This is a genomic window from Nostoc sp. (genome assembly GCF_036917775.1).
In the GTDB taxonomy this organism is placed as follows: Bacteria; Cyanobacteriota; Cyanobacteriia; order Cyanobacteriales; family Nostocaceae; genus Nostoc.
On the sequence record NZ_JBALEQ010000022.1, the window covers coordinates 26,084 to 40,192 of the forward strand.

Consider the following 14,109-nt stretch of genomic DNA (forward strand, 5'->3'; position numbering starts at 1 on the left):
TTTTTATGGCATTTGATTACAACCTGTTTGTCATTGGTGCTGGGCCTGGTGGATTGGCAGCAGCTAAAAAAGCAGCTAGTTACGGTCTCCGTGTTGCTATTGCCGAACAAGAATCCATCGGTGGAACCTGTATAAATCGCGGTTGCATTCCCAAAAAACTGATTGTCTACGCTGCTGACTTCGCCCTACAAAAGCAAATAGCGCCCAGTTATGGATGGAGTGAATGTCAAACATATTTTGACTGGACATTATTCATTAAGTCAGTACATCAGCATCTTGACACCATTAACCAGACTTACTTTCAGCAATTACAAAAAGCTGGAATTGAACTAATTTGCGATCGTGCCACTTTCATCGATGCTCATACTGTCGATATCAATGGACTTAAAGTTACAGCCGACAAAATTTTAATTGCTGTGGGAGGGCAACCCCTCAAGCCCAAAATCCCAGGTATAGAATATGCCATTACATCCCGCGAGATGTTTCAGTTACCTTATCTACCGAAACGTTTAACAATTATTGGCGGAGGCTACATTGGTGTAGAATTTTCCAGCACGATGCACGCTTTCGGTTGTCAGGTAACGGTGATTGAAAAAGACGAGATGATTTTATCGGGGTTTGATGATGACATTCGCTCTGCGGTACAACAAGGTTTGAGCAAACGCGGAATTAAGTTATTAACTAGTAGTACTGTTCAAGAAATCAAATACTCAGATGAGAGTTTGTTATTAACTATTATCGGTAAGAAGCGACAAATAATTACAGCAGATACGATCTTGGTTGCCACAGGTTACGCTCCAAATACCAAGAATATTGGTTTAGAAAATGCCCATGTTGAACTTGGCGAACATGGTGCAATCAAAGTAGATGAATACAGCCGCACCACCCAAGAAAATATTTTTGCTGTGGGTGACTGCACCAGCCGCGTGCAATTGTCTCCAGTGGCGAAGGCAGAAGGTATTGCTTTTGCCAATACAGTTTTTGGCAACAAGGTGCAAAAACTGGATTATGATTATGTACCCTCTGCTGTTTTTTGCCGTCCAGAAGCGGCTGGTGTAGGGATGACTGAGGCGAAGGCACGGGAAAAATTTGGTGAATCTGTACAATGCTACTCCACCCAATTCCAACCACTTTTGTATCAGCTAACCGAACAGAATGAGCCAACCACTATAAAGTTAGTTTTAAATGGCGATTCTGGGCAAGTTTTGGGCGCTCATCTGGTGGGTGAACACGCAGCAGATATTATTCAAAGTCTGGGTGTGGCAATTCGAAAGGGCATTACCAAGGAAGACTTGGATGAAATAATAGGCATTCACCCTACGGTAGGAGAAGAATTTTTTTCGTTAGATCGGGTGCAGGAATGAGTGAAGGGGGCAAGGGAGCAGGGGGCAGGGAACAAGGGAAGAGAAAGAAATAAGTGTATTTAAGGCTATAACGCTCGTAAAAAATACTAAAATTTTCTCTTCACTTCCCCTGCTCCCCCTGCTCTTTTCACAATTATCTCACTCTTAGAGCATTGCTCCCAACTGCCAATTCTTTGCGTGCTTCTCAAGGAGTTTCTGAGGATACCTCTGAGCAAGATTTTGTGGGAGCGTTTAATTGGTCTAAAGTATTTGTTAATGAGTCATCCCCTAGCATTGGGTATCCTCTGTGGAAATCTACCACATCGTCAAAAGCTTTCAGATCCTCAAGAGCCTCTGATGCAGACTGATATCGGTATTTGAAGTCATCCAGCACCATTTTACTGAGAATATTAGCAAGGGAGCGGCTTACCTCAGAACGCTCGCTCCATTTTATCTCTCCATCAGCATCTCTATCTAGCTCACGGGGTGCTACACCAGTCAAGGCTCTAATCCCAACCATACCCACTGCATAGATGTCACTACTGTATTGGGGACGGCCAAAACATTGTTCGCTCGGTGCGTAACCCTGAGTCCCAATGCCAATGGTAAAGGGGGTTTGCTCTTCAGTATCAAGCTGTTTTGTGCTGACTTCTTTGACGGCTCCAAAGTCAATCAATACCAGTTTTCCATCTGAGTGTCGCCGAATAATATTACTGGGCTTAATATCCCGATGAATCACATTATTTTTATGAACAAATATTAATGTTTGCAATAAGTCTTTGACAATTTTGATCGTGGCAATTTCATCAATTGCTCTACCTGGTGGCAATTCCTGATTTAAAGTATGACCAATTATTTGTTCTTGCACTAAATAAAATTCTTCATCTTCTTCAAAATACGCCAAAAGTTGAGGGATCTGATCGTGTGTTCCCAATTTTTCTAGGGTTTGCGCCTCTGAGTGAAATAAACGTCTGGCAAGTTGCAAGGCTTCTGATTTAGTGCTGGCTGGTTTTAGTTGCTTGACAACACATCGCGGACTCCCAGGACGTTGGGTATCTTCGGCAATGTAGGTTTCGCTGAATCCACCGGAACCGAGAACTTTGACAATTTTGTAGCGTCGAGCCAAGACTTTTCCTGATAAGGCTAAATCACGTTGCTGGATTAAGTATTGCAAGTCATATTGTTGACTGATAATCTCTTGAACAACGGGAGATGTTTTATACTTCTGGAAAATGTTTACTAATTGACGTTTTCTGATACTTTCCCTCATGACTGAGGTTCCCAGGTAGGAAAGTCCGGTCATGGCGATCGCCATCATTGGTACAATCGTAGGAAAAATTAATCCACCATAGACAAATAACCCATAGCTAATTCCTAACCAAGCGCCAGATAGGGCGAGGCTATATAAAAATCTATTGATGCTACGCTTGCGTCTGCTAATCATCAAGGCTGCACTGCCAACTAGAGCTACCACAAACAAACCCTGCAATGGTGGTGTATTAATTCCTGGAGCGATCGCTTTCCCGAACATCAAAGTTGCGATCGCATTGGCATGAATTTCCACGCCCGACATCGGTTTAGCGCTATTGCCAGCAGCAACTGGATAATAATCATTATTTAACTTATCTGTCGCCCCAATCAGCACTATCTTGTCTTTGAAGACCTTTCCCTGCTGCAAATAGGTGTTCCAGTTTTCCGGATCGAGTACGTGCCAAAAGGGTATTTGCTCAAATGTACCCGCAGAACCCCAAAAATAAATGCGATCGCCTTTTGGTCGTGGATAATTTACTTGTGCTGTCCTGAGTGCTGCTTCATCAAAAGAGGGTAGCTTCTCGATTAAATTGTCTTCAACCAACGACTTAGAAAACTCACTCGCCAATCGATGAACTTTACCATCCACCTCTACGGGGAAATTAACTGAGCCAATGGAAACTGAACCTGTACGAAACATCTGTTGTGGGTCTGTTAGTTGTGTAAAAGTCCCTTGGTGCGTCTGAGAATTTTCGTAGACGGCTGCTAAGGTAACTTTACTGCCATATTTTTGCAATACTGCCTGGAATTGGCGATCGTCAGTAACTCCATAACTACTTGGCGTGTCAAAAACTACATCTATCGCTACAGAGCGGACACCTGCTTTAATTAACTTTGTAATTATCTGGGCATAAGCAGCACGTTTATAAGGATAAGATTTCAGTGTTTCTAGGTAGGCATACTGTTTTGGATTTGTTTTATAGTACTGTTCGGGAACTGATATTGACTGATCGTCTATTGCTAAAATTACGATGTCTTCTGGAGGTACAATCGGCCCACGCAGTTGAAAAAAGCCAGAAAGCGCCTTATTTTCTATCAATTGAACCGATTCTCCACCAGAAGCACTCAGCACTGCTGCACCCATTACGCAAGCTCCAGCGAGGAGATGACCTAAGTGAGTCATCCATCTAGACTGGCGAGCCGATGCTGTTGACGTTACTTTTGTCGGTTTACTTGACAGTCTATTGGCAGCAGAGACATAGTTTTTAGTTAAGGTAGATGTAGGTTCTTCTGCCATATCGTGTTACTGATTGATTTAAGTCCAACACTTTTATTTATTCAGACCACGTTTTAGTGCAAGCACATTGAAATAAGACTTAAATGATAATCTTATACATTTGTAAAGTATCTTCTATTCATCAACAAACCTTTATTGGCAGAGCTAGCCCCCAAGAGATTCCTACTCAGGTACTGCCTAAATTATTGTTTTTCTGTTAAGTGAGTTACAACTAGTGATTGTCTCACAGATCAGAGCCGGATATACTTCGCCTCTGCTAATTGGTTGCGGCGAGATTTGATCTTAACTTAACCCACAGGTACGCTCCTAACTGGGTGTTTTACCAGAAGCTGTCCCAAGGCCGTTTTCTGTCTTTGGCGCAATATTGGTACTTCCAGAAAGCATATCCTGATACTGAAAGCTCTACCTATAGATAGGCATAAACTTATATCCTACCCTAAGCTTATGCTATACCTCTTTAGGAGTAAACTTTAATGTTATACAGCCATAAATGCTGTTACTGGTTCAATTTTATTGGTAGATTTTGATCAGATGGTAGCTCTTGCAGTGCTGGAGGTGAATAAGGTTTAGCACCCAGCATCTTAACTCCAATGTTGCATCCGTTTTTATGCCTTGAAAGAGGTAGGATAAAAGCTATAGATAAAGAGCTACTTTATAGATATTAGCAAACTTGCTATTTGAAAATTGCTATAATCTATTGTTCCATCTAAATTCATATATATTATTAGGTGTAAATTTGTATGGGTTCTCCAATGAATCGTCTGTCTATTTTTGTAGACGGAAACAATATGTTCTATGCTCAACAAAAAAATGGGTGGTTTTTTGACCCACGGCGAGTCTTAGAATACTTTAAACATGAACAATCAGAAACAACATTAATTAATGCCTTCTGGTACACTGGCTTAAAAGACCCACAAGATCAACGAGGTTTTAGAGATGCTCTAATTAGTCTAGGATATACAGTCCGAACTAAAATCCTGAAAGAATATTATGATGATACTTCTGGTCGTTACTCGCAAAAAGCGAATTTAGATATTGAAATTGTTGTAGATATGTTTAATACAGTAGACCAGTATGACCGAGTAGTATTATTCAGTGGTGATGGAGATTTTGAACGAGCAATCGAACTATTACGCTCAAAAAATACACATATTACGGTAGTATCGACAGAAGGAATGATCGCTAGAGAACTACGAAACGCTACTGATAGATATATAGATTTAAATGATATCAGAGATCAAATAGAAAAAACCGAAGGTTAATAGCCTTAGCAATTATTTACAAAGGTAAGAGTAAAAGAAAAACTAAGGTTGAAGATATATTGAGCCACAAGTAAAAATTAAACAACAAAGCGCAAATGACAAACAAAACAGATCGAATTATCATTTTTGATACTACACTGCGAGATGGAGAGCAGTGCCCGGGAGCAACTTTGAATATAGACGAAAAGCTAGTTATTGCCAAGCAACTAGCGCGTCTGGGTGTAGATATAATTGAGGCAGGGTTTGCCTTTGCCAGTCCCGGAGATTTTGAAGCAGTCAGCAAAATTGCCCAAATTGTGGGGACAGAAAATGGCCCGGTAATTTGCAGTTTGGCAAGAGCGATTAAAGCAGATATTGAAGCGGCCGCAGAAGCATTAAAACCAGCCGTAAAGGGCAGAATTCACACATTTATTTCGACTTCTGATATTCATTTAGAGTATCAGTTACGGAAGTCACGAGCAGAAGTGCTAGCGATCGCTGAAGAAATGGTAGCTTATGCTAAATCCTTCATGACAGATGTTGAATTTTCGCCGATGGATGCGGCTCGTTCCGATCCAGAATTTTTGTACCAAGTGTTAGAGCGAACGATCGCAGCTGGTGCAACAACTGTTAACATTCCCGATACCGTGGGTTACACCACCCCTAGCGAATTTGGAGCCATAATTAAAGGCATTATTGAAAATGTCCCTAACATCGACCAAGCGATTATTTCCGTTCACGGCCACAATGATTTAGGCTTGGCAGTTGCTAACTTCTTAGAAGCCGTGAAAAATGGCGCACGGCAACTAGAATGTACGATTAATGGGATTGGCGAACGAGCCGGCAATGCCTCACTAGAAGAATTAGTAATGGCACTGCACGTCCGGCGGCAATATTTTAACCCTTATCTCGGCAGACCAGAAGATTCTCAAGAATCGCTGACAAATATTGACACTCGACAAATTTACAAAACCTCACGCTTAGTTTCTAATTTGACGGGAATGTTGGTACAACCAAATAAAGCGATCGTTGGGGCGAATGCCTTTGCTCATGAGTCTGGGATTCACCAAGATGGTGTGTTAAAAAACAAGCTCACTTATGAGATTATGGATGCTCAATTGATTGGCTTAACAGACAATCAAATAGTTTTGGGCAAACATTCAGGGAGAAATGCTTTCCGCACTCGGTTGAAAGAATTGGGCTTTGAACTGTCAGATACTGAGTTAAATAAAGCCTTCGTTAGATTCAAAGAAGTAGCAGATAAAAAGAAAGATATTTCTGATTGGGATTTGGAAGCGATCGTTAATGATGAAATCCAACAAGCACCCGATTTGTTCCGGGTAGAGTTGGTGCAAGTTTCCTGTGGTAGTAACGCCAAACCCACTGCTACAGTCACTCTGCGTACCCCAGAAGGTGAAGAGTTAACCGATGCAGCGATCGGTACTGGACCAGTGGATGCAGTTTACAAAGCCATCAATCGGGTGGTGAATGTGCCCAACGAGTTGATTGAGTTTTCTGTGCAGTCAGTAACAGCCGGCATTGATGCCATTGGAGAAGTGACAATTCGTTTACGTTATGAATCGAAAGTGTTTTCTGGTCATGCAGCGAACACAGATATCATCGTGGCATCTGCACAAGCTTATGTAAATGCGCTGAATAGGTTGTATTCTGCATTGCAAACTCAAGAAAAGCCAGAGGAAGTAACTGTACAGAAAGTCTGAGATCGTATCTCTCAAACTGCTTGTTTTTAGCATCAGCTAAAAAACTCCTCCCCAACTTTAGCTACCGTGGCAAAGAGTTTTAGCCTTAACTGAACTGTATTGAGTTATAGTCCAATACAGTTCAGTTAGGCATTTCTTTCTTCTCTCAGTGCCCTCTGCACCTCTGTGGTTCGTTAAAAAAATAAATTGAAAAATTTCGTTCATGGTATTGGTGTTTGCACAGTAGTCGCTGGTATATGAACTGAAGGTGTAAACCCAGCCAGTTTACCCGACTTTTGGGGTACAAAGTCCGTTTCTTTGCTACCTTGAACTTCAGATAAGTAGCAATCTCGCACTGCCAATAACAAGCCTTTGATGGCATCTGGTGCGCCTGTTTTAACTAAATCATCTGCCTTTTTGAAAAAATGCGATCGCCATTTGCCATCGTTATTGCCATACAATTCTATTAAATACCAACCTGCAAGATACTCAGCTAAAGGGTCAAGACAGAAACGGATTCTGTCTTTGGCAGAACCGATAGTTTGAATCAGGTGTAGGCGCTTTTCCAGATAATTGAGGTGTGCTTCGGGGTCATCAATACCCAAAGCTGCTAATGCAGCAATGGCATCTGCACGCTTGGCGGTTCCTGGTTGATAACTTTTCTGCAAGCATTCCCAGGCGATGGTTTTGGCAATTTGATGAACAGTGCGATCGTCAAATTGCTCATCTGTAACATCACGATTGAGTTCATTGATATAACCCAGCATCAAATTAGGAATATTCTCTGGCAACGCAGAAATATTAGATGTAACATCTTTACTGGCGATTAACTGTTCAGCATAAAGTTTAGCCAGCAAGACAGTGATATTATTTTGACCGACCATGAGAGAAAGACGATTACAAGCGTCAAAAAATTCCTGGTCAGTAAAGCGATCGCGTTTACCTCGCTGCATGAGATAAGCTTCCATAAAGGACGATAGTTTATTCGCCTCAATCCGCAAGGGTTTAATTATCGTCTTATTAACCCGCCCCAGTTTTTCCTCAATTCGGGAAGTAATCACCAACGCATTCACCGGAAATTCTGGCGACTCCGGTTCAATTGCTTCTCGTGTAGTGGCATTCATTTCTGAGAACCGATCTACAATTACTAGAATGCGTTTCTTTCTTAACAAACGTAACAGTAATTCTTGACAAATCGGCTCTGGTTCATCAATTAAAGCTTGCAACTGTCCTCTGATGGCTTCTAAAAGCGGTGACTTACCTTCAGTTACCCGAAATTCTTCTTCTAACAGCACAGGTAACATCAAATGTTTGCAGAGTTGTTGGTCTTCATCCTCAGCCATTGCCCACCCAGCGATTCGACACGCTAAACTGGTTTTACCTACACCCCCTTCACCACCAATTACTAGGCAGCTACGTTGTTTCTCGAAAGTTGAGCGCAAATTCTCATTCATCAGTTGGGGAACTGTTGTACCATCCAGAACAACGGGAATGGGAATGTAACAGGCGCGACTGTTAACTGTATCCTTTTTGGGAAATTGTTCGCGGGCTGCTTTGATATATTTAGCTACCCACGCATCTAATACTCTGGGATGGTAATGAAACCAGCCAACAAATAGCACATATCGCAGAGGTACATTAACGCTGATAAATGGGAGAGAAAAATCTGTGTAGGGTTTGAGGGCGTTGTTAATTTTCAACAACCATAAAGGGGCTACCCGCAAGAGAATTAACCAAATAGAAGGCAATAAGATAACGTAGGCGGCAATTCCCAAGAGTAACTTATGCTTAAATAGCGATTCCAAAGCTCTATCAAAGAGGCGAGTTTCTTTTTCTGCTTTCAGGGCATTGAGAGGGCGACGTATCAGCTTAATGTCTGTCTCTGTAAATTTATCTTTATATTTTTGTATAGTTATTAATACCTGCTCAAAGTCTGAGATGACTTTCTGTAACTTAGAGGTAGGTAAAGCATTTGCTTTGTCCTGAAAGCCTGCCGCTATTCCTCCTAAACCTTTGATAGCACCTAAACGCACGTAAAACTGGCTATCATTCAACAGGGCAATTAAATTCGGGATAGAAGATACTGCTTCTGTACCCATTGCACCCAAAGCGTAGGCAGAATTGTAACGTACAGTGGGGTTCTTATCTTTTAAAGCAGCAGTTAATACTGGGACAGCTACTTTCGCTTCTACACCAATTTTTCTGAGTGCAGAAGGAACATAAATGCGAACGAATTGCTCCTTGTCTTGTAACGCCGCCATCAACGATGGAACTGCTGCTTTGGCTGCTGTACCAATATTTCCTAAAGCTAAGGTGGCGTACAGGCGGACTTGTCCATCTTCATCCTGTAATGCCGCACTTAAGGCTGGAACTGCTGGTGCTGCTTCTGCACCCAAATCTCCTAAAACCGAAGCCGCGTGCCAGCGAAGATTACTATCTTGATTTTTCAACGCTTCAATCAGAGACGGCACTGCTGCCGAACCGATATTAACTAATGCGTCTGCTGCAAAGCTTCTGATATGGGCATCGTTATCTATTAGCTTCTCAATCAGAGGAGCAATTTTGCTATCAGTAGTGATTTGCGCCCAACTATTGCTTGTGCATAGTAGGAACAGCGTCAGGCATAAGACAACTACCTTGAGCGCACTAAGTAATACTTGTCTGGTATGCTTTGTCATTGAATCGGATTGAATCACCCGATGAACAACTCCAGTCAGAGAAACTACACCTAGATTGTAATCTAACTGTCAATGTGGGTTAGCGATGTCTACGACGGGCTACGCCTACGCACTGGTTTGCCCCCGCTTTGCTCAAGCTTGATTAGCATGATTTTCTCTCGTTCTGTCAATGCTGTTAGAATCTAGATAAAAATATTAATTCTATAAAGCTAGAAAATATGTACATCCAAATTAAACCAGAACTAGAGCAATTTATTCAGGCACAGCTTGCAAGTGGTAGATTTTCTAATGCAGATGATGTCATCAATGAAGCCTTTAAACTGTTACAAGAAAGAGAGCAGCGACTTGAAGATTTACGGCAAAAAATTTCTGTAGGAACTGAACAAATTGCTAAGGGACAAGTAACTGATGGCGAAGTTGTATTTGCCAGATTGCAAGAAAAAATTCGTCTAATTGCTGAGGAGTCCTCTGAATGAGTGATTATTCATTTTCAGATGCAGCAATTCAAGATTTAGATGAAATTTGTGAATATATTGCTCGGAGTAGCCCAAAAGCAGCCAGTAAACTTTTTGATGACATTCGCTCCAAATGTAAATTAGTAGCGAGTTTCCCTAATATGGGAAAAAGCTATGGAAGGCTTGTACCAAATCTGCGCGGTTTTGTTGTGGATGATTACATTATATTTTACTATCCAAGGGAAGAGGGAATTAGTATTACTCGTGTTGCCAGTGGTTATCGAGATTTAGAATCTTTGTTCGGAGATTAATAATTCTACGCCTACGCACTTATTTCACCCCGCTTTGCTCAAGCTTGGTTAGCATTGGGATTTAAACGCATCATGATTTTCTCTGGCTCTGTCAAATTTTTAAATCCATAACGGCGATAAAGTCCATGAGCATCTTTTGTGCCTAACAACCACCTTTGAACGTCTTGCAATTCTGGATATTCTAAAATATATTCTACAAACCATTTTCCTAAACCCTGCCCTCGATAAGGCTCTAAAATAAAAACATCTTTTAACAACGCCGAAGTTGCATAATCAGTGATGACTCTTGCAAAGCCAACTTGTTGATTATCTTCATAAAGTCCAAAACATAAGGAATTGTTTATTGACTTTTCCACTGTGGCTAACGGAATATTTTCAGCCCAATAGGAAGTTTGTAAAAAATCATGAATCATTTGAATATCTAATTTAGATTTATCGGTGTTGATGTAAAATCGATGTTTTAATTCTTCATTCATCTCGCTACATCTTTTATTTAATAGGTTGAAAAATTATAATTCATTCTTGGTGTCAGTGGTTTATAGTGTCAAATGATGAAATTACTGAACCATTTGCTGGATAACAGAAGCTATATTCAGCATTCAAGGATATGGGTGCATATAGTTACTGATTATGAATCAGCCTACAACAAAATCTTGGCAAGAAGTCCTCGCTGCTTTTAAAAAAATTTGGGGTTATGAAGATTTTCGTCCGCCACAGGGAGAAATTGTCAGCAGTTTATTATCACAAAAAGATGCGCTGATTATTATGCCCACAGGTGGCGGGAAGTCAATTTGTTTTCAACTTCCCGCACTGCTACAAACAGGATTAACTTTGGTAGTTTCGCCTTTGGTGGCACTAATGGAAAATCAAGTTCAGGAACTACTACAAAGCCACCAAAAAGCAGCACTTTTGCATAGTGAATTATCTTCATCTCAACGCCGTGCAACGCTGCAAGCTTTAGAACGCCAACAGTTAAGATTACTTTATCTATCGCCCGAAACTTTGCTAAGTGTCCCAGTGTGGGAAAGATTATGTCAGCCGCAATTGCAAATTAATGGTTTGATTTTAGATGAAGCTCATTGTTTAGTACAGTGGGGTGATACTTTTCGCCCAGCTTATCGCAGATTAGGGGCGGTGCGTCCGGCGTTGCTCAAATCAAAACCACCAGGAACAAAAATTAGCATCGCCGCTTTTACTGCTACTGCTGACCCGTTAGCGCAAAAGATTATTCAAACAGTTTTACAATTACAGCAACCAGAGATTTTCCGCTTGAATCCTTACCGTCCGAACTTGCATCCCACCGTTCGCATCGCTTGGACACCACGAGGTAGGAAACAACAATTATTAAAGTTTATTCAAAATAGACCGCAACAATCAGGATTAGTTTATGTTCGCACTCGGAGAGATAGCGAAGATTTAGCCCAATGGTTAGCAGAGATGGGTTACGCCACAGCTAGTTATCATGCGGGATTGGGTGCAACAGAACGCCGTGAAGTAGAAGCAAGCTGGTTAAGTGGCAAAATTCCCTTTGTTGTGTGTACCTGTGCGTTTGGTATGGGGATAAATAAAAGCGATGTTCGCTGGGTAGCACATTTTCACGCGCCGCATCTGCTATCTGAATATGTGCAAGAAATTGGCCGCGCTGGAAGGGATGGGAAACCAGCCGAAGCGTTGACATTGGTGAGTGAACCTACGGGGTGGTTAGATTCAGGGGATAAGCAAAGACAGGAGTTTTTTCAAGAACAAATGCGATCGCAACAACAAATAGCGCAGCAACTTGTGAAAAAATTACCAAAACAGGGAGAAGTGAATGCAGTAACTCGACAATTTCCCGAAGGTGCAACGGCGCTAGCTTTACTCCATAGCAACGGTCAGCTAAACTGGCTCGATCCTTTTCATTACAGTATTGGGCAAAAAGCGGGAAATCAGCCACCGACGCAATTACACGCTGTTAAACAGATGCAGCAATACCTAACAACTAAGCAGTGTCGTTGGCAGTTTTTGTTAAATGCCTTTGGTTTTGATAAAGAAGCAGCTAACCTGCGTTGCGGACATTGCGACAATTGCCGTCAATGAGTATAAAAGACTCGTCGCCGAGTATAAAAGACTCGTTCACGAGTATAAAAGACTCATCGCCGAGTATTAAAGACTCATTCACGAGTATCAAAGACTCATTTACTATTCTCCAATGAGGTTCACCCAATAGGATGAATTGTCATTTTCACCACCAAGTGACAATAGGGTAGTCAAGTAGAGGATAAAAATATGTCATCTGCTCAAGCACCCTCCCTACCACCGTTGATTCCGCGCGAAATTCTGTTTGGGAATCCCGAAAAAACTAGCCCACAACTCTCCCCTGATGGCAAGTACTTGGCATATATCGCCCCCGATGAGAAAAATGTCTTGCAGGTATGGTTGCGAACTATAGGACAAGAAGACGACCAGATACTAACTGTTGACAAAAAGCGTGGTATCCGCATTTTCTTCTGGACTTATAACGCCGAACAATTGATTTATATGCAAGACTCGGATGGCGACGAGAACTTTCACCTCCACTTGGTTAATATTCACTCCAAGATTGTGCGTGACTTAACGCCATTCCAGGGTGTAAAAGCCGAACTCGTGGAACTGGAACCGAAATTTCCAGATCAAGTGCTGGTAGCGTTGAACTTGAACAATCCTCAAAAGTTTGACGTTTACCGCATCAACCTTAAAAATGGTGCAGTTGAGTTCGACACTGATAACCCCGGTAATATTATCAGTTGGACATCTGACGCTGATTTTCAAATACGTGCAGCGACAGCTAGCACACCCGATGGTGGTTACGATTTGTTATTGCAGAAATCAGATAAACAGTGGGAAATTCTCCGCCACTGGGGAGCTGAAGAAGAAGGGAATTCTGTTAGCTTCTCAGATGATGGTAAAACCCTTTACATTCAAGGGAATCACGATGCTAACGCCAAACGTCTGCTAGCTGTTGACTTAGATAGCCGTCAAGAAACTGTCATTGCTGAAGATGAACAGTATGATGTCGTGGGGATAATTATTCACCCATTGACGCGAGTTATCCAAGCAGTTTCTTTCTACAAAGATAAACAGGAATGGCAGGTAATTGACCAAAGTATCGCCACTGATTTTGACGAAATCGCTAAGGTGCGTTCTGGAGAATTCTCCATAATTAGCCGCGATTTGGAAGATAAAACCTGGTTAGTAGCTTATAGAATTGACGATGGTCCAGTTTATTACTATGCCTACAACCGAGAGTCAAAAACTAGCACTTTTCTCTTTAGTAACCAACCCAAACTCGAAACGTTGCAGTTAGCTTCAATGCAACCAATTTCTTACGAAGCGCGGGATGGCTTAACTATCCACAGTTACCTGACAACCCCTGTAGGAATACCTACGCAGAATCTCCCAACAGTACTGCTGGTTCACGGCGGCCCTTGGGCGCGGGATACTTGGGGTTTCTCTCCCACAACGCAATGGCTAGCTAACCGGGGTTATGCTGTGCTGCAAGTGAACTTTCGCGGTTCCACTGGCTACGGTAAAGCATTTTTGAATGCTGGGAATCGGGAATGGGCTGGCAAAATGCACGATGACTTGATTGACAGTGTTAACTGGCTAGTGGAAAAAGGCATTTCTGACCCGCAAAACATTGCGATTATGGGCGGTTCTTATGGAGGCTACGCCACTCTAGTAGGATTGACTTTTACACCAGAAATATTTGCGGCTGGCGTGGATACTGGAGTTTAGACTAAAAGCGATATGAGAGAAAGCAGACCAAATGGAATTAGAGGTTAAAAATATTATCTTGTCAGCCTGAAAGCATCCGC

Annotated in this window: 10 protein-coding genes; 7 read left to right on the forward strand and 3 right to left on the reverse strand. The window is 41.9% G+C overall.

Annotated elements, in window-relative coordinates; all coding sequences use genetic code 11:
* Positions 1–5 precede the first annotated feature (5 nt).
* The gene (gene gorA, locus V7K69_RS03495; RefSeq protein ID WP_335031456.1) at positions 6–1,364 is read left to right on the forward strand and encodes a glutathione-disulfide reductase; all 1,359 of its coding nucleotides are present in this window, start codon (positions 6–8) and stop codon (positions 1,362–1,364) included.
* Between the two features lie 184 nt (positions 1,365–1,548).
* On the opposite strand, the gene V7K69_RS03500 is transcribed toward gorA, so the two are convergent.
* Positions 1,549–3,891, reverse strand: a complete 2,343-nt coding sequence (locus V7K69_RS03500; RefSeq protein ID WP_335031458.1) for a CHASE2 domain-containing serine/threonine-protein kinase — start codon at positions 3,889–3,891, stop codon at positions 1,549–1,551.
* A 740-nt stretch (positions 3,892–4,631) separates the two neighbouring features.
* Here V7K69_RS03500 and V7K69_RS03505 point away from each other — a divergent pair.
* Positions 4,632–5,153 carry a LabA-like NYN domain-containing protein gene (locus tag V7K69_RS03505; RefSeq protein WP_041565194.1) on the forward strand — a complete coding sequence of 174 codons (522 nt, stop codon included), beginning with the start codon at positions 4,632–4,634 and terminating at the stop codon, positions 5,151–5,153.
* 95 nt (positions 5,154–5,248) lie between these two features.
* A complete protein-coding gene (locus V7K69_RS03510) occupies positions 5,249–6,853 on the forward strand; it encodes a 2-isopropylmalate synthase (RefSeq protein WP_335031460.1) in 1,605 nt (534 codons plus the stop codon).
* A gap of 200 nt (positions 6,854–7,053) precedes the next feature.
* Here V7K69_RS03510 and V7K69_RS03515 read toward each other — a convergent pair whose 3' ends face one another.
* A complete protein-coding gene (locus V7K69_RS03515; RefSeq protein WP_335031462.1) occupies positions 7,054–9,510 on the reverse strand; it encodes a HEAT repeat domain-containing protein in 2,457 nt (818 codons plus the stop codon).
* Positions 9,511–9,728: 218 nt separating this feature from the next.
* On the opposite strand from V7K69_RS03515, the gene V7K69_RS03520 reads away from it, so the two are divergent.
* Both V7K69_RS03520 and V7K69_RS03525 read left to right on the forward strand, forming a co-directional pair.
* Positions 9,729–9,986: a type II toxin-antitoxin system ParD family antitoxin gene (locus V7K69_RS03520; protein WP_335031464.1), complete on the forward strand. Its 258-nt coding sequence runs from the start codon at positions 9,729–9,731 to the stop codon at positions 9,984–9,986.
* Positions 9,983–10,276: a type II toxin-antitoxin system RelE/ParE family toxin gene (locus tag V7K69_RS03525; protein WP_335031466.1), complete on the forward strand. Its 294-nt coding sequence runs from the start codon at positions 9,983–9,985 to the stop codon at positions 10,274–10,276. Before V7K69_RS03520 ends, V7K69_RS03525 begins: the two co-directional genes overlap by 4 nt.
* A 38-nt stretch (positions 10,277–10,314) precedes the next feature.
* On the opposite strand, the gene V7K69_RS03530 is transcribed toward V7K69_RS03525, so the two are convergent.
* Entirely contained in the window at positions 10,315–10,752 is a 438-nt protein-coding gene (locus V7K69_RS03530) for a GNAT family N-acetyltransferase (RefSeq protein WP_292707319.1), read from the reverse strand.
* 154 nt (positions 10,753–10,906) lie between these two features.
* On the opposite strand from V7K69_RS03530, the gene V7K69_RS03535 reads away from it, so the two are divergent.
* Together V7K69_RS03535 and V7K69_RS03540 are read left to right on the forward strand one after the other, a co-directional pair.
* The gene (locus V7K69_RS03535; RefSeq protein ID WP_335031469.1) at positions 10,907–12,352 is read left to right on the forward strand and encodes a RecQ family ATP-dependent DNA helicase; all 1,446 of its coding nucleotides are present in this window, start codon (positions 10,907–10,909) and stop codon (positions 12,350–12,352) included.
* Positions 12,353–12,541: 189 nt separating this feature from the next.
* A complete protein-coding gene (locus V7K69_RS03540; RefSeq protein WP_335031471.1) occupies positions 12,542–14,029 on the forward strand; it encodes a S9 family peptidase in 1,488 nt (495 codons plus the stop codon).
* Positions 14,030–14,109: the final 80 nt, after the last annotated feature.